Source organism: Streptomyces chartreusis NRRL 3882, assembly GCF_900236475.1.
Lineage (GTDB): Bacteria > Actinomycetota > Actinomycetes > Streptomycetales > Streptomycetaceae > Streptomyces > Streptomyces chartreusis_D.
Genome location: NZ_LT963352.1, coordinates 8,343,240 through 8,358,489 on the forward strand (window position 1 = coordinate 8,343,240; position 15,250 = coordinate 8,358,489).

The window sequence follows — 15,250 nt, forward strand, 5'->3', positions numbered from 1 at the left end:
GTGAGCGACACCGCTCCCACCCTCGTCCTGACCGGCGGCCAGGTCCTGACCGTCGACGCCGGCTTCACCGTCGCCGAAGGCGTCGCCGTGCGCGGCCGGGACATCCTGGCCGTCGGCAGCGACCCCGAGATGCGCGCCCTGGCCGGACCCGGCACCCGGATCGTCGAACTGGGCGGGCGGACCGTGCTGCCCGGCATCAACGACTCGCATCTGCACGGAGCGGCGTACGGGATGACGAAGCCGCCGTTCGCCATCGACGTCGGCCATCCGGCGGTGGGTTCCCTCGCCGACATCGCCGCGGCCGTGTCCCGGGCGGCACGGGACGTCCCGGACGGAGAGTGGATCGTCGGCCTGGGCTGGGACCCCGGTTACCTCGCCGAGTGCGTGGCCGACCCGGGCCGCTTCCCGCACCGCCGGGACCTGGACGCGGTGGCGCCGGGCCACCCGGTCTGTCTGACCGACTTCTCCTCGCACATGGTGTGGGCCAACTCCGAGGCGCTGCGCCGCTGCGGCATCGACGCGGACACCACGCCCCCGCCCGGCGGCGTCATCGACCACGACCCCGACGGCCGGCCGACCGGCATCCTGCGCGAGGCCGCCGGGCGGCTCGTCCAGGCCGCCCTGCCCGCCCCCACCCTCGCCCAGCGCCGCCAGGCCATCCGGAACGTGATCCGCGAACTGCACTCCCGCGGCATCACCAGCTACACCGAGCCCGGCCTCGGCCCCGGCGGCGCGGGCACCCTCTTCGGCGGCCTGAGCACCGACAACTGGACCGCGTACGCGGACCTCGCGGCGAGCGGCGAACTCCGGGCGCGCGTCAGCGTCCTGCTGCTCCCCGCCCCCATGGGCGGCTCCGCCGCCGACCTGCGCGGGGGCCTGGCCGAACTGCGCCGCCCCGAGTCCGCCGACCCCCGGCTGCTGCGGGCCATCGGCGTCAAGATCTTCGGCGACGGAGTGCCGCCCAACCGCACGGCCTGGATGAACGAGCCCTACCCGGAGGGCGGTCACGGCGCCCTGTGCGTGCACGGCGACACCCCGGCGCTCCAGGTCGACGAACTGCGTGAGATGATCCGCGTCGCCCACGAGGCCGGTTTCCAGCTCGGCGTGCACGTCACCGGCGACCGCGCGATCGACACGGTGGTGGACGCCTTCGTCGCCGCCGACCGGGCCGCGCCACGCCCCGACGCCCGTCACTACGTCATCCACGGCGACTTCATCAGCCCGGGCAGCCTGGCGAAGCTCGCCGCGCACGGCTACGGCGTCAACATGAACCCCGCCATCAAGTGGACCGTCTCCGACCTGATGGACGAGGTCGTGGGCCCCGAACGCTCCGCCTACCAGTGGCCGGTGCGCTCCGCGCTCGACGCCGGAGTACGGGTCTGCGCCAGCTCCGACGCGCCGATCACCGAGCCCGACTGGCGACAGGGCGTGGCCTCGATGATGCTCCGCGAGTCCAAGGCCAGCGGCCGACCCAGCGGCCCCGAACAGCGCGTGCAACTCGCCGACGCCCTGCGCGCCTACACGGCCACCCCGGCCTGGCAGGACTTCGCCGACGCCTGGAAGGGCACCATCGAGCCGGGCAGGGCCGCCGACCTGTGCGTCCTGGACCGGCCACTGCTGGGCCTCGACCCGCACGACATCACCGAGGTCCGGGTGGATCTCACGGTGTTCGACGGGCAGGTGGTGTTCGAACGCTGAGCCCGCCCTTCGGGAGACGCCGTGCTCCCCACCGCCGGGTCCGGTACCTCCCGGCCACCCGGCACACGGTGTAGATGCCGAACGAGATCGTCGTGACGTACGGGCTGATGGGAATGCTGCTGCCCAGCGCGAGCAGGATGCCGCCCTCGATCGAGGCCACGGCGAACAGCACGCTGAGCACGGGCAGCAGCACCGGCGACGCGGTGACCCGGGCGGCGGCCGCCGCCGGGGTGACGACCAGTGTGAGCACCAGCAGCGCGCCGACGACCTGCACCGACAGGGCGACCGAGAGTCCGAGCACCAGCATGAACGCGAAGGACAGCGCACGCACCGGCACCCCGCGGGCCTGAGCCACGTCCGGGTCCGTGCTGGCGAAGGCGAGCGGACGCCACATGACCGCCAGGGCGATCAGCACCAGCACGGACGTGCCGAGCAGCCAGGACATCTGCGGGGTGTCCACGGCGACGATCTGACCGGTGAGCAGCCCGAACTTGTTGGCCGCGCGGCCCTTGTAGAGGGCGAGGAAGAGCACGCCGAGACCCAGCCCGAACGGCATGATGATGCCGATCACCGAGTTGCGGTCCCGGGCCCGTGTCCCCAGCACCCCGATGGCGCCGGCCGCGAGGAGCGAACCGGCGATCGAGCCCGCCACGATGTTCGCGCCCAGCAGCAGTGCCGCCGACGCGCCCGCGAAGGACAGCTCGCTGATGCCGTGCACCGCGAACGGCAGGTCCCGCATCAGGACGAAGACCCCGGCCAGCCCACCCACGAGCCCCAGCGCCACGCCCGCGACGAGGGAGTTGCGGACCAGGGTGAGGAGTTCGCCGTAGTCCGTGAAGTTGAAGATCTGGTGCCAGACCGCGTCGCCGAGCGTCATGCGCGCGCTCCGTCCGTCTCGTGGGCCTGTCCGGGATGGTGCGGCGGCGCGGCCGGCTCGTCGGGGGCCCCGGCGACCACGACCCGGCCACGCACGCGCACCACGTCGACCTGCGTGCCGTAGAGCCGGGACAGCGACTCGGAGGTCAGCACCTCGTCCGGGGTTCCGACGCGGTGGCCGCCGGGGGCGAGGTACAGCACCCGGTCGACCATCCCCAGCACCGGATTGATCTCATGGGTCACGAAGACCACCGCCGTGCCGTGGGAGCGGCGCCGTGCGTCGATCAGCTCGGTGACGGCCCGCTGGTGGTTCAGGTCGAGGGACAGCAGCGGCTCGTCGCACAGCAGGATGCGGGGGTCGGTCGCGAGGGCCTGCCCGATGCGCACGCGCTGCCGTTCGCCGCCGGACAGCATGCCGAGCGGGACGTCGGCGTAGGCCGTGGCCCCGACGGACTCCAGGATCTCGTCCACCCGGCGGCGGACCGGGCCGGTGCGCAGGCGCGGGCCGAAGCGGTGCCCGTCGATGCCGAACCGTACGAGGTCCCGGGCGCGCAGCATGGCCTGCGCGGACAGCGCCGCCTGCTGCGGGACGTACCCGATGTGCCGGGCGGCGTCCCGAGCGGGCCGTCCGAGGACGGTCAGCGTCCCGTCGGACAGCGGCCGACGGCCCAGCAGCGCCCGTACGAAACTGGTCTTGCCCGCCCCGTTCGGACCCAGCACGGCCAGGAACTCCCCGGGCCGTACGTCGAGGTCGAGGCCGCTCCACACCGTTCGGGCGTCGTAGGACAGGGCCGCGTCGCGCAGACTGACGACAGGAGCGGTGTCCTGCCGGGCCACCGGGGTCACTTGGCCAGCGCGCTCGCGAGCGCGTCGACGTTGGCGGTCATCCAGCCGAGGTAGTCCTTGCCCTTCGGCAGGGTCTCGGTGACGGGCACGACGGGGATACCGGCCGCCTCGGCAGCCGCCTCCGCCTTCTGGGTCTGGGGGCCGGAGGTCTGCGCGTTGTAGACGAGCGCCTCGACCTTCCTGCCGCTGAGGAGGGCCAGACTCTCCTGGAGGATCCGGGGCGAGACGTCGTCGCCCTCCTCGATCGCCTCGCTGAACTCCGGGGGCGTCCTGTTCACCAGGCCGCTCGCCTCGATCATGTACAGCGGCACGGGCTCGGTGATGGCCACCGCCGCACCGCCGTGCTCCTTCTTGATCCGTGCCTCCTTCGCCTCCAGTGGCGCGAGCTCGGCCTTGAAGGCCGTGGCGTTCTTCCTGAAGGCTGCCGCGTCGGCCGGGTCGGCCTTGGCGAGGGCCGCGGATATGCGGTCGGCCACGCGGGCGACGGTGGGGAAGTCGTACCAGACGTGCTCGTTCAGCTCGCCGCCCTTCGGCGCGGTCTTGCCGGACACCCGTACGGCGTTGATCACCTGGGCGGAGTCGTTGTGGCCGCTCTTCAGCATGCGGTCGACGAAGTCGTCGTAGCCGCCGCCGTTCTCGACGACGACCTTCGCCTTGGACAGGGCCAGCTGGTTCTGGGTATTGGCCTCATAGGAGTGCGGGTCCTGGTCGGGGTCGCTGATGACCGAGGTGATGTCGACCTTGTCCGCGCCGATGCTGCGCACGATGTCGCCGTAGACGTTCGTGGAGGCGACCACGGGCACCTTGGCCGAGGCGCTCTTGGCGTCGGCGGAGTCCGACGAGCTGCCGCAGCCCGCGAGCAGGGCCAGTGACGCGCTGGTCAGCAGCGCCAGGCGGCGGGACGTGGACAGGGGCATGGCTCCTCCATGACGGATGTGCAGAGGGGGTGTCGGGTGTTCGGCAGGCGCCACGCTAGATGGGAATGAATGTCAAGAGCGGGTTCTGGCCGAAGTCATGTGAAAACCATTGCCGATTATTGGGGAAGATCTGGACTGGTGGTCCAAGCTTTAGACATGTAGTCTAGCTCCATGCGAGAGGCTCTGACTGCGGAACGGGACGCGATCCTCGCCGCGCTGACGCCGGTCGTCGACGGGATCGCCGCGACCTTCGGGCCGGTCTGCGAAGTCGTGCTGCACGACTACCGGAAGCCGGAGAAGTCGGTCGTCGCCGTGGCCGGCTCGGTGACCGGGCGGACGGTGGGCGGCGCGATGAGCGAGATCGGCATGCGCGTCCTTTCCCACGGGGACGAGGCGGCCGACGAACTGAACTACGTCACCCGCACCCGGAACGGGACGCTGGTGAAGTCCTCCACGATGGTGCTGCGGGACTCCACGGGAGCCGTCTTCGGCGCGCTCTGCGTCAACGTGGACGTCGGCGCCGTCAGCCAGGTCCACGGCCTGCTCGGCGCCCTCGCCGGAGTCGGCGCGGCCCCCGCGGAGCTGCCGACCACCACCTTCGGCAACGACATCGACTCCGTGGTCGACGCCCTGGTCGACGCCCACCAGTCGATACAGCGGGGAAGCTGGGCGGAGCTCGACCGCGCCGAGCGCCTGGAGCTGTTCGCCGGACTCGACACCCGCGGGGTCTTCGCCGTGCGCGGCGCGGTCGAGCAGGTCGCCGCCCGGCTCGGCATCTCCCGCGCCTCCGCCTACAACTACCTCTCCCAGGCCCGGGCCGCCCGCGGTGCGGCTTCCGGCACTTCCGCTGGAGGACAAGCGTGACGACCACCACCCCGCCGGTCACCCTCGACGACGTCCGGGACGCCGCCGCCCGGCTCCAGGGCGTCGCCCACCGCACGCCCGTCCTGCGCTCCCGCACCCTGGACGCACTCGCCGGCGCCGAGATCCACCTCAAGTGCGAGAACTTCCAGCGCGTCGGCGCCTTCAAGTTCCGCGGCGCCTACAACGCCGCCTCCCGCCTCACCCCCGACCAGCTGTCCCGGGGCATCGCCGCCTACTCCTCCGGCAACCACGCGCAGGCCGTCGCCCTGGCCGCCCGGGAGCTCGGCACCACCGCCGTGATCGTCATGCCCGAGGACGCCCCGCCGTCGAAGCGGGCGGCCACCGCCGGCTACGGCGCCGAGATCGTCACCTACGACCGCTACACCGGCGATCGCGTCGCCATCGCGGAGGCCCTGGCCGCCGAGCGGGGCCTCGCCGTCATCCCGCCGTACGAGCATCCGCATGTCATGGCCGGGCAGGGCACGGCCGCGCTCGAACTCCTCGAAGAAACGGGGGAGTTGGGGGCGCTGCTGACACCCGTCGGCGGTGGCGGGCTCATGGCCGGCAGTGCCACGGTGGCCAAGGGTCTGCACCCGGACATCCTGATGATCGGTGTCGAACCGGAGACCGGGGACGACACCAAGCGTTCGCTGGAAGCGGGCCGGCGCATCAGTATCCCGGTGCCGCACACCATCGCCGACGGACAGGCTCTGCACACCCCCGGCGAACTGACCTTCTCCGTCAACCGGCGGCTCGTCGACGGCATCGTCCTGGTCACCGACGACGAGATCCGGGACGCGATGCGGTTCGCCTTCGAACGCCTGAAGATCGTCGTCGAGCCGAGCGGCGCCACTCCGCTGGCCGCCCTGCTCACCGGCCGCGCGGGTCCTCTTCCGCGCCGCGTCGGCGTCATCCTGTCCGGCGGCAACATCGACGCCGGGCGCTTCGCCGAGCTCTGCGGAGGTCAGGCCTGAGCGGAAGCTCCCCCGGTTGGCGGCCCCGGATGGACGGGCGGACGATTGAGGAGTAGGGGGTCGGCCGCCCACGGCGGTGTCCAGGGCCGCCGGGTGACCGGGCCCGGCCGCGGGGCTCCGCGGTCTGAAGGGAGCGCGTCATGTTGGAAGTGAAGACGCTCGACAAGCCGGACGAGCGGCGTGATTTCCCCCGTGGTCACATGGAAGCCGTCCACATGACGGATCTCGACTTCGCCGTGGCGACGTTCGAGCCCGGCTGGCGCTGGTCCGAGTCCGTGGCGCCGATCGCGGGCACCCCCAGCTGCCAGATGCACCACAACGGCTACGTCCTCCAGGGCCGCATGCGCATCCGCATGGACGACGGCGGCGAGACCGAGGTCGGCCCCGGCGACGTCTACGTCGTCTCGCCCGGACACGACGCCTGGGTCGTGGGCGACGAGCAGGCCGTGGTCTACGACTTCCAGGGGCAGACGGCAAGGGAGTTCGCGAAGAAGGAGTAGTCCCGGCCGGCCGCGCCGGCCCGGCACACGGTGACGACGACCTTCGCACGCGCGTGCTCCACCTCGCCCTCGTCGCCGGGTCCCGCCTCCGTGACCCCGGAGCGTGGGCCGGCCTTACGTGAGAAACCGACCGGTTTATGCTTCCCCGACTCATAAACCGATCGGTTTCTCATGAGTCCACCGGCCTGATCACACCGGCAGCAGCCGACCCACCAGGGCGCTCAGCTGCCGAGCGGTGCGGCACTCGTGCATCTCGACCAGCTCGGCGTAGGCGGGCGCGGCGGAGTCGCCCGTGCCCCAGCGCGAACGCTGCTCGGGGTTCAGCCAGTAGACGCGGCGGGCCCGTTCGGCGATCCGCCGTACGGCCGGCAGGTTCGGATCGCTCCTGTTCGTACGGGCGTCACCGAGGACGAACACGGTCGTGCGCGGGCCGACCGCGTCACCGTAACGCTCCGCGAACTCGCCCAGCGCCATGCCGTAGTCGCTGCTGCCGTGCCAGCGCGTGAGCGTCGCCTCCGCCTCGATCCGGGCACTGAGTCCTTCCGGGTCCGCGGTGCCGTGCCGGAGGAGATCGGTCACCTCGTCGATCCGGTTGACGAAGGCGAACACCCGCACCTTGCTGAACTGGTCGTGCAGCGCCTGCACCAGCAGCATCGTGAAGTCGGAGAAACCGGACACCGATCCCGACACATCGCACAGCAGCACCAGTTCGGGACGGGCGGGACGCCGTCTGCGCAGCACCGGCTTCATCGGCACCCCGCCCGTCGACAGCGAACCGCGCAGGGTCCGCCGCAGGTCGATCGTGCCCCGGGAGGCACGGCGGCGGCGTGCCGCGAGCCGGGTCGCGAGCTTGCGGGCGAGCGGCTGAACCGTCCTGCGCAGCTCGGCCAGCCTGGCCTTTCCGGCGAACAGGAAGTCGACCTGGTCGGCGGTCGGGGCCACCGCCCGCCGGGCGATCTCGTCCCGGTCGCGCCGCTCGGCGACCCGGCGCCGCGCCTCCGCGGCCACCAACGCGCGGAACCCCTCGATACGCCGCCGGATCTCGTCCTCCAGCAGCCGGTCCGCGAAACCGGAACTCCCGCCCCGGCCCCGCACGTCGTCACGGACCCGGGCGAGCAGGGTCTGCGGGCGCAGCCGTTCGAGCGTCTGGTACGACGACCAGCCCTCCGACCCCGGCGCGGAACCGTAGCCGCCGAAACCGTCCACCGCCTCGACCGCCAGCCGGCCCAGCAGCACCCGGTCGTCGGCGGCGAGCGCCGCCGCCAGCCGGTCGCGCAGATCGTCCCGGCCGGCGGCCCGCTGCTCCGGGTCGCCGACGCCACGCGGGAAGTACAGGTCGAAGACCGGGTCGAACACCTGCCGGCCACCGGTGCCGTGCAGCAGCGTCGCCGCGAGACCCTCGCGCAGCAGCTCCCGGTCCGCGAGGCCGAGCGCCTCGACCGCCCGCGCCGCGTCGACCGTCTCACCGGTGCCGATCCGCATGCCGTGCGCGCGCAACGCCCCGACCAGGGAGGTCAGTCGCTCGGCGACGCCCGCCGGCGTGGTCACAGGGCATCCAGGTCGAGCTTGGCGCTCGCCTTGAGCACGTCGTCCTGGTGCTTGAGGAGCACACCGAGGGTGGCCCGCACGACCGTCTCGTCCAGGGTGTCCGCGCCGAGTGCGAGCAGCGTGCGCGCCCAGTCGATGGTCTCGGCGACCGACGGCACCTTGCGCAGGTCCATCGCCCGCAGCGCGCCCACGACCCGGACGACCGAGCGGGCCAGCGCCTCGTCGAGCCCCGGCACCTTCAGCCGTACGATCCGGCGCTCCAACTCCTCCTCGGGGAAGCCGATGTGGAGGAAGAGGCAGCGGCGGCGCAACGCCTCCGACAGCTCCCGGCTCGCGTTGGACGTGAGGACGACGAACGGGCGGCGCGTCGCCGTGATGGTGCCCAGCTCGGGCACGGTCACCTGGAAGTCGCTGAGCACCTCCAGGAGCAGGCCCTCCACCTCGACGTCCGCCTTGTCGGTCTCGTCGATCAGCAGCACCTTCGGGTCGTCGCCCCGGATGGCGGTCAGCAGGGGCCGCGTGAGCAGGAACTCCTCGCTGAAGATGTCGGTGCGCGTCTCGTCCCACGTCTCGTCGCGGCCCGCGCTGATGCGCAGGAGCTGCTTGGCGTGGTTCCACTCGTACAGCGCCCGGGACTCGTCGACCCCCTCGTAGCACTGGAGACGTACGAGTCGCGCCCCCGCGACCTCGGCGACGGCCTTGGCGAGCTCCGTCTTGCCGACGCCGGCCGGGCCCTCCACCAGCAGCGGCTTGCCCAGGCGGTCGGCGAGGAAGACGGTCGTGGCGACGGCGGGCGAGGCGAGATAGCCGGTCCCGGCCAGACGTGCGGAGACATCGTCGACGGATGTGAACAACGGGGGCCTCCAGGTCGGCGGCAGAGGTCAGACGGGTGTCCAAGCGCTTGCTCAGCGATGATGCCATGGGGGGTCCGAGTGCCGGAAGGTCATGGACCGATCGGCACCCGACATGCGGTGAAGGGGCAGCCGTTCGAAACGGCTGCCCCTCACGCGTCCTCGGTCACGCGGCCGACGCCACCGCCCGCACCGCGGGAGTGCGCAACACCCGCCGGGCCGTGGCCAGGCCCGTCCCCAGCGTCACCGCCGCCGCCACCGCCACGACCGCGAGCCACACGCCGAACGCCTGCTCCGGCAGGACCGCGTCGGTGCGGACCACGGTGAACGGGACGATCCCCGCCAGCGCCGCCAGCGTGCCGCAGCACACACCGGTGACCGTCAGGACCAGCCCCTCGGCCCCCACCACGCCAAGCACCTGCCCGGGGCTCGCCCCGGCGAGGCGCTGCTGCCCGAACTCCCGCTCGCGGTAAGTGGTCGCCGCGTACAGGGAGTTGACCAGCATCACGCAGACGAAGACCACGATGATGCCGACGACCGTGAAGTTGAGCGTCTCCAGGTTCTTCGCGTCGACCGACTTCACCGCCCCCGAGGCCGCGACGGCGTCGCTCTCCACCGCCTGCATCGTCAGCGTCGCCGTCGCGACGGCGGTGAACAGGATCAGCGACATCAGGATCCCGGCGAGCTGCCCGGCCCGCTCCCGCAGATTGCGCACCGCCAGCCAGCCGCTCGCGCCCCCGAGCGGCAGCCGGTCCAGCACGCCCGCCAGCAGTCGCGGTGCCTTCAGCGCGCACCCGACGGACAGCAGGATCGCACCGTACGCCGGCGGCGCCATCAGCGCCGCGTCCGTCGCCGAGAAGACGAACGTCGAGGTCACCGACACCGCACCGGCCACCAGAGCCGCGTAGGCGAGGACCGTCCGCGCCCGGCCCCGCCGCCGGCCCCCGCCCGTCGCCCGCCGCACGGCGAGGAACGCGGCACCCGCGGCGGCGAGCAGCGTGATGCCGGCACCGGTCTGCAACGCCACGGGACCGAAGGAGTGGTCCACGGACCGGGCGACCTGACCGCTGTCCTGGAACACGCCGAGCAGCGCCCGGCCGCCGAGCACCGCCGGCCCGATCGCCAGGGCCGTGCCCACCAGGGCCACGGCCACCGCCTCGCCCACCACCATCCGCTTGATCTGCGCCGGAGTCGCCCCCGAGCAGCGCAACAGCTCCATCTCGGCGGCCCGCTGACGCACGTTCACCGTCAGCGTCGAGGCGACCGCGAAGAACACCAGCAGGGTGCCGTAGCCGCCGACCACTCCCGCAGCGGTGGACAGGGTCTCCGAACTCACCGAGTCCACGCCCGGCTGCCCGGCCGTGTCGTGCATCGAGTTGAACGTCATGATGATCACCGCGCCCAGGAACGCGGACAGCAGGGTCGCGAGGAACCGCCCGGGCCGCTGCCGTATCGACCGCATCGCGAGAACGAACACGGCTCACACCCCCGCCGGCACGTCGTCGCCCAGGTGCGCCAGCCGCTCGGCGACCGCGTCCGCCATCGGGCCGTCCATCCGGCCCGCCAGCCGGCCGTCCGCGAGGAACAGCACACTGTCGGCGTAGGAGGCGGCGACCGGGTCGTGCGTCACCATCACCACCGTCCGGCCGTGCACCCGCACCGCCTCCCGGAGCAGCCGCAGCACGTCCCGCGCACTGCGCGTGTCCAGCGCGCCCGTCGGCTCGTCCGCGAAGATCACCCGCGGTTCGGTCACGAGCGCCCGGGCGATGGCGACCCGCTGGCGCTGACCACCCGAGAGCTGGTCGGGCCGGTGTCCGAGCCGGTCGCCGAGGCCCACGGCCGCCAGCACCTCCCGGACCCGTTGCCGGTCCACACGCCGCCCCGCCAGTTTCAGCGGCAGCACCGTGTTCTGCGCGACGGTCAGCGTCTCCAGCAGGTTGTACTGCTGGAACACGAACCCGATCCGGCCGCGCCGGAACTTCGTCAGTTCGGCCTCGCCGCCGCCCGTCAGTTCGGTGCCGTCGACCCGCACGATCCCGCTGTCGGGCCGGTCGAGACCAGCCGCGCACTGCAGCAGCGTGGACTTGCCGGAACCGGACGGCCCCATCACCGCCGTGAACGTGCCCCGCCCCAGACCGAGCGTCACACCGTCCAGGGCGGTCACGGCACTGTCGGCGCTCCCGTACGTCTTGGTGACCTTGACCAGCCGCAGCGCCTCGGCGGCGGGTCCCGGGTCCTGGTCCTGTCGTGGTCCGGTGCGCAACATCGTCGTCCCCCTCGTCCGGCACGCCCTGTGCCTCGCCCACGACGCTACGGAGAAGGCGGCTCACCCACACTGGCCGCAGAACCCGTATCGCGGGGTGTACTCAGCGACACCCCGCGACTCGGGACCGCACCAGGAGTGCGGCTCGTCATGACTGGGGGAGGGGTGCTCCCGGCCCTGGCCGCGGGTACCCGGTCGCTCCGGCAGGGAAGGGGACACGGCATGCAGATCGATCTGAAGGGCCGCACCGCTCTGGTGACCGGCTCCACGCAGGGCATCGGCGCCGCGATCGCCGCGGGGCTGGCCCGGGCGGGCGCCCGGGTGGGTGTCAACGGCCGCTCGCCCCGGCGGGTGCAGGAGGCCGTGGACCGGATGCAGGGCGAGGTCCACGGCGCCGGCCTGGTGCCCGTGGCCGCCGACGTGACCACCGACGAGGGCGCCCGGCAGGCGCTGGACGCCCTGGGCCGGGTGGACGTCCTCGTCAACAACCTCGGCGTCTTCGAGTCCGCGGACCCGCTGGAGATCAGCGACGACGAGTGGCGGCGCTACTTCGAGGTGAACGTCCTGGCCGCCGTGCGCCTCACCCGTCTCGTCCTGCCCGGCATGACCGAACGCGGCTGGGGGCGCGTCCAGTACATCGCCAGCGACTCGGCCGTCGTCATCCCCGCCGAGATGATCCACTACGGCATGTCGAAGACCGCCCTGCTCGCGGTGAGCCGGGGCTTCGCCAAGCAGGCGGCCGGCACCGGTGTCACGGTGAACTCCGTCATCGCGGGGCCGACCCGCACCGGCGGCGTCGAGGACTTCGTCCACCAGCTCGTCGACCGTGACCTGCCCTGGGACGAGGCCCAGCGCGCCTTCATGCGACAGCACCGGCCGCAGTCCCTGCTCCAGCGGCTGATCGAGCCGGAGGAGATCGCCAACATGGTCGTCTACCTCAGCTCCGACCAGGCCTCGGCGACGACCGGCGGCGCCCTGCGCGTCGACGGCGGCTACGTCGACTCGATCCTCCCCTGAGCCGGCTCTCAGTCGCTCACCAGCACCACCTCCAGCGTGCGCGGCCCGTGCACCCCCTCGACCCGGTCCAGCTCGATGTCGCTGGTCGCCGACGGCCCGGAGATCCAGGTCAACGGCTGCGCCGGGTCGAGGCGTTCCAGACCCTGCGGCACGGACGACACGACCTGGCCGGGCACGCGCACGACACAGATGTGGTGGTCCGGGACGAGGGTGATCCGGCGCCGCCCCTGGTCGGGCGAGCCGTCCAGCACGATCGTCCCGGTCTCCGCGATCGCGACCGCACAGGCCGTCACCACACTGTCCACCCGGTCGAGTTCCTGCGGCGTGCTCTCCACCCGGTCCGCCACCCGCGTCACACCGGTCGCCGCCAGCCACCCCTCGTCCAGCCCGGGCGGGACGAGCACCGACGCCGCCCCGCGCTTCTCCAGCAGCCCCGCGATCAGCCCCGCCAGCCCCTCGGCGTCCGTACGGTGCACGATCGCCCGGTAGTCCGCCAGGTTCTCGGCGAGCAGTTCGACGGTCTCCTCGACACTCCGGTCCCCGTGCTCACGCGCATAGTCCCGCGCCACCGCCTGGTCGTACGGCTTGTCGTCCCGCGGTACGTCCGCCAGCGCGCGCCGCACCCGCCCGAGAATCCGCTCCCTGCTGTTCACCTGGCACCGTCCTTCCCGCCGCGCGTCCGCTGCCACCAGTCCCGGAACGGCTCGGCCGGCACCGGCGGCAGATCCCGGGTCCCGCTCCAGGCCCGGCCGGGCCCCGGCAGCGTACGGGGATGGAAGCGCCGGGTCCGGGAGGCGGCACGCTGTCCGGTGCGCAGCGCGCCCGGGTGCGTGAACGCCCAGCGGGCCGCGCGCATCGCCGCCCGCTCGGCGGCATGCCCCTTCGCCGGCCGCAGCACCACCTTGTTGCCCTCCCGGGTGACCTCCCCGCCCTCCACCACCCGTTCCCGCAGATGCACCAGCACCTCCGGGATGTCGATGGCGACCGGGCACACCTCGTAACACGCCCCGCACAGCGAGGACGCGTACGGCAGCGAGGCGTCGATCTCGCTGGCCGTGCCCCGCAGTTGGGGGCTGAGGATCGCGCCGATCGGGCCCGGGTACACCGAGCCGTAGGCGTGGCCGCCGGCCCGCTCGTACACCGGGCACACGTTGAGACACGCCGAGCAGCGGATGCAGCGCAGCGCCTGCCGGCCGACCTCGTCGGCGAGGGTGTCGGTGCGGCCGTTGTCCAGCAGCACCAGATGGAAGGTGCCCGGCCCGTCCTCGTCCGTGGTGCCGGTCCACGTCGACGTGTACGGGTTCATGCGCTCCGCCGTCGACGAGCGGGGGAGGGTCTGGAGGAACACCTCCAGGTCCCGCCACGTCGGCACGATCTTCTCGATGCCGACGACCGAGATCAGCGTCTCGGGCAGTGTCAGGCACATCCGGCCGTTGCCCTCGGACTCCACGACCACCAGCGTGCCCGTCTCGGCGACCATGAAGTTGGCCCCGGAGATGCCGACCTTGGCGCGCAGGAACTTCTCCCGCAGGTGCAGCCGGGCCGCCTCGGCGAGTTCGGCGGGCGTGTCGGTGAGGCCCTCGGGGGCCGGGCGGCCCCACTCGCTCATCTCACGGGAGAAGATGTCCCGGATCTCGCCCCGGTTGCGGTGGATGGCCGGGACGAGGATGTGCGAGGGCCGGTCCTTGCCCAACTGCACGATCAGCTCGGCGAGATCCGTCTCGTAGGCGCGGATGCCCTCGGCCTCCAGCGCCTCGTTGAGCCCGATCTCCTGCGTCGCCATCGACTTGACCTTGACGACCTCCGACTCGCCGGTCATCTTGACGAGCTGGGTGACGATCTCGTTGGCCTCGGCCGCGTCGGCGGCCCAGTGCACGATGCCGCCGGCCGCCGTCACCGACTCCTCCAACTGCTCGAGGTAGCGGTCGAGATGACGCAGCGTGTGGTCCTTGATCCGCTTGCCCGCCTCACGCAGCTCGGCCCAGTCGGACACCTCGGTCACGGCCTTGGCCCGCTTGGCGCGGATGGTGTGCGTGGCGTGCCGCAGATTGCCGCGCAGGGTCTCGTTGCCCACGGCCTCCCGCGCGGCCTGTGGAAACGCCGGCATCCCGACGAACGTCCCGCTCATACGGCCGGTTCCTCCTCCGTGCTCGCCAGGATCTCCGCGATGTGCACCGGCCGCATCCCGGTGCGCAGCCGGGTCATCGTCCCGCCGATGTGCATCAGACAGGAGTTGTCGGCCGCGCACAGCACCTCGGCGCCCGTCGACTCGGCGTTGCGCACCTTGTCGGCGCCCATCGCCGCCGAGACGTCGGCGTTCTTCAGGGCGAAGGTGCCGCCGAACCCGCAGCACTCGTCGGCCCCCGGCAGCTCGGCCAGCTCCAGCCCCTTCACGGCCTGGAGCAACCGCCTCGGCCGGTCGCCGAGGCCCAGCCCGCGCAGCCCGTGACAGGTCGGGTGGTACGTCACCTTGTGCGGGTAGTACGCCCCGACGTCCGTCACGCCCAGCACGTCCACGAGGAACTCCGTGAGCTCGTACGTCTTCGGCACCACCGGGGCCAGCGTGGCCGCGAGGGTGTCCCCACGCCCCTCGGCCCGGGCCCGCTCGCCCATCCGCGGATACAGCTCCCGCACCATCGCCCCGCACGACCCGGACGGCGTCACGATCGCCTCGTACGCGCCGAAGACATCGGAGAAGTGCCGGGCGAGCGGTTCGGCCTCGTGCCGGTATCCGGTGTTGTAGTGCGCCTGGCCGCAGCAGGTCTGCGCCATCGGGAAGTCGACGTCGACGCCCAGTCTGGTCAGCAGTTTCACCACGGCGCGCCCGGTGTCCGGATACAGCGTGTCGTTGACGCAGGTCAGGAACAGGGCGACACGCATCGCGGCTCCTTGTGGT

15 protein-coding genes are annotated in these 15,250 nt (G+C 72.4%); 5 read left to right on the plus strand and 10 right to left on the minus strand.

Annotation, left to right across the window (positions count from 1 at the left end; genetic code table 11):
• Positions 1-1,698 (plus strand): amidohydrolase, encoded by a 1,698-nt coding sequence (locus tag SCNRRL3882_RS37635; protein WP_010040737.1) that lies wholly within the window; start codon positions 1-3, stop codon positions 1,696-1,698.
• On the opposite strand, the gene SCNRRL3882_RS37640 is transcribed toward SCNRRL3882_RS37635, so the two are convergent.
• Genes SCNRRL3882_RS37640 through SCNRRL3882_RS37650 form a run of 3 tightly spaced genes read right to left on the minus strand, consistent with a single transcriptional unit; the run spans position 1,661 to position 4,337 of the window.
• Positions 1,661-2,575, minus strand: a complete 915-nt coding sequence (locus SCNRRL3882_RS37640) for a metal ABC transporter permease (RefSeq protein ID WP_010040736.1) — start codon at positions 2,573-2,575, stop codon at positions 1,661-1,663. The two genes, SCNRRL3882_RS37635 and SCNRRL3882_RS37640, sit on opposite strands and share 38 nt — an antisense overlap.
• On the minus strand, positions 2,572-3,420 hold the full coding sequence (locus SCNRRL3882_RS37645) for a metal ABC transporter ATP-binding protein (protein ID WP_010040734.1): 849 nt from the start codon (positions 3,418-3,420) through the stop codon (positions 2,572-2,574). Before SCNRRL3882_RS37645 ends, SCNRRL3882_RS37640 begins: the two co-directional genes overlap by 4 nt.
• The gene (locus SCNRRL3882_RS37650) at positions 3,417-4,337 is read right to left on the minus strand and encodes a metal ABC transporter solute-binding protein, Zn/Mn family (RefSeq protein WP_010040731.1); all 921 of its coding nucleotides are present in this window, start codon (positions 4,335-4,337) and stop codon (positions 3,417-3,419) included. The genes SCNRRL3882_RS37645 and SCNRRL3882_RS37650 overlap by 4 nt, the downstream gene beginning before the upstream one ends.
• 171 nt (positions 4,338-4,508) lie before the next feature.
• Here SCNRRL3882_RS37650 and SCNRRL3882_RS37655 point away from each other — a divergent pair, with 171 nt between their 5' ends.
• The 3 genes from SCNRRL3882_RS37655 (at position 4,509) to SCNRRL3882_RS37665 (ending at position 6,675) form a co-directional block, all read left to right on the plus strand.
• Complete coding sequence (locus SCNRRL3882_RS37655) at positions 4,509-5,201, plus strand: helix-turn-helix transcriptional regulator (protein WP_010040729.1); 693 nt, start codon at positions 4,509-4,511, stop codon at positions 5,199-5,201.
• Positions 5,198-6,175, plus strand: a complete 978-nt coding sequence (locus SCNRRL3882_RS37660; protein WP_010040727.1) for a pyridoxal-phosphate dependent enzyme — start codon at positions 5,198-5,200, stop codon at positions 6,173-6,175. The genes SCNRRL3882_RS37655 and SCNRRL3882_RS37660 overlap by 4 nt, the downstream gene beginning before the upstream one ends.
• A gap of 140 nt (positions 6,176-6,315) precedes the next feature.
• The gene (locus SCNRRL3882_RS37665) at positions 6,316-6,675 is read left to right on the plus strand and encodes a cupin domain-containing protein (RefSeq protein WP_010040725.1); all 360 of its coding nucleotides are present in this window, start codon (positions 6,316-6,318) and stop codon (positions 6,673-6,675) included.
• Between the two features lie 189 nt (positions 6,676-6,864).
• Here SCNRRL3882_RS37665 and SCNRRL3882_RS37670 read toward each other — a convergent pair whose 3' ends face one another.
• From SCNRRL3882_RS37670 to SCNRRL3882_RS37685, 4 genes are all read right to left on the minus strand, one after another.
• A complete protein-coding gene (locus tag SCNRRL3882_RS37670) occupies positions 6,865-8,223 on the minus strand; it encodes a vWA domain-containing protein (protein WP_010040722.1) in 1,359 nt (452 codons plus the stop codon).
• Positions 8,220-9,077: an AAA family ATPase gene (locus SCNRRL3882_RS37675; RefSeq protein ID WP_010040719.1), complete on the minus strand. Its 858-nt coding sequence runs from the start codon at positions 9,075-9,077 to the stop codon at positions 8,220-8,222. Before SCNRRL3882_RS37675 ends, SCNRRL3882_RS37670 begins: the two co-directional genes overlap by 4 nt.
• A 163-nt stretch (positions 9,078-9,240) precedes the next feature.
• Positions 9,241-10,551: an ABC transporter permease gene (locus tag SCNRRL3882_RS37680; RefSeq protein ID WP_010040717.1), complete on the minus strand. Its 1,311-nt coding sequence runs from the start codon at positions 10,549-10,551 to the stop codon at positions 9,241-9,243.
• 3 nt (positions 10,552-10,554) lie between these two features.
• The gene (locus SCNRRL3882_RS37685; protein WP_010040716.1) at positions 10,555-11,340 is read right to left on the minus strand and encodes an ABC transporter ATP-binding protein; all 786 of its coding nucleotides are present in this window, start codon (positions 11,338-11,340) and stop codon (positions 10,555-10,557) included.
• Between the two features lie 219 nt (positions 11,341-11,559).
• On the opposite strand from SCNRRL3882_RS37685, the gene SCNRRL3882_RS37690 reads away from it, so the two are divergent.
• Entirely contained in the window at positions 11,560-12,354 is a 795-nt protein-coding gene (locus SCNRRL3882_RS37690; protein WP_010040715.1) for an SDR family NAD(P)-dependent oxidoreductase, read from the plus strand.
• A gap of 8 nt (positions 12,355-12,362) precedes the next feature.
• Here SCNRRL3882_RS37690 and SCNRRL3882_RS37695 read toward each other — a convergent pair whose 3' ends face one another.
• From SCNRRL3882_RS37695 to SCNRRL3882_RS37705, 3 genes are read right to left on the minus strand one after another with little or no spacing between them, the layout of a single operon-like run.
• On the minus strand, positions 12,363-13,007 hold the full coding sequence (locus SCNRRL3882_RS37695) for a LutC/YkgG family protein (protein ID WP_010040714.1): 645 nt from the start codon (positions 13,005-13,007) through the stop codon (positions 12,363-12,365).
• The gene (locus SCNRRL3882_RS37700) at positions 13,004-14,482 is read right to left on the minus strand and encodes a LutB/LldF family L-lactate oxidation iron-sulfur protein (protein WP_010040713.1); all 1,479 of its coding nucleotides are present in this window, start codon (positions 14,480-14,482) and stop codon (positions 13,004-13,006) included. Before SCNRRL3882_RS37700 ends, SCNRRL3882_RS37695 begins: the two co-directional genes overlap by 4 nt.
• Positions 14,479-15,234 (minus strand): (Fe-S)-binding protein, encoded by a 756-nt coding sequence (locus tag SCNRRL3882_RS37705; protein WP_010040711.1) that lies wholly within the window; start codon positions 15,232-15,234, stop codon positions 14,479-14,481. Before SCNRRL3882_RS37705 ends, SCNRRL3882_RS37700 begins: the two co-directional genes overlap by 4 nt.
• Between the last annotated feature and the right edge of the window lie 16 nt (positions 15,235-15,250).

Excerpts from the sequence above, each read along its gene's own strand:
- SCNRRL3882_RS37655 (WP_010040729.1), top strand. The coding sequence starts at position 4,509 with ATGCGAGAGGCTCTGACTGCGGAACGGGACGCGATCCTCGCCGCGCTG.
- SCNRRL3882_RS37650 (WP_010040731.1), bottom strand. The coding sequence starts at position 4,337 with ATGCCCCTGTCCACGTCCCGCCGCCTGGCGCTGCTGACCAGCGCGTCA.
- SCNRRL3882_RS37640 (WP_010040736.1), bottom strand. The coding sequence starts at position 2,575 with ATGACGCTCGGCGACGCGGTCTGGCACCAGATCTTCAACTTCACGGAC.
- SCNRRL3882_RS37705 (WP_010040711.1), bottom strand. The coding sequence starts at position 15,234 with ATGCGTGTCGCCCTGTTCCTGACCTGCGTCAACGACACGCTGTATCCG.
- SCNRRL3882_RS37665 (WP_010040725.1), top strand. The coding sequence starts at position 6,316 with ATGTTGGAAGTGAAGACGCTCGACAAGCCGGACGAGCGGCGTGATTTC.
- SCNRRL3882_RS37690 (WP_010040715.1), top strand. The coding sequence starts at position 11,560 with ATGCAGATCGATCTGAAGGGCCGCACCGCTCTGGTGACCGGCTCCACG.
- SCNRRL3882_RS37685 (WP_010040716.1), bottom strand. The coding sequence starts at position 11,340 with ATGTTGCGCACCGGACCACGACAGGACCAGGACCCGGGACCCGCCGCC.
- SCNRRL3882_RS37700 (WP_010040713.1), bottom strand. The coding sequence starts at position 14,482 with ATGAGCGGGACGTTCGTCGGGATGCCGGCGTTTCCACAGGCCGCGCGG.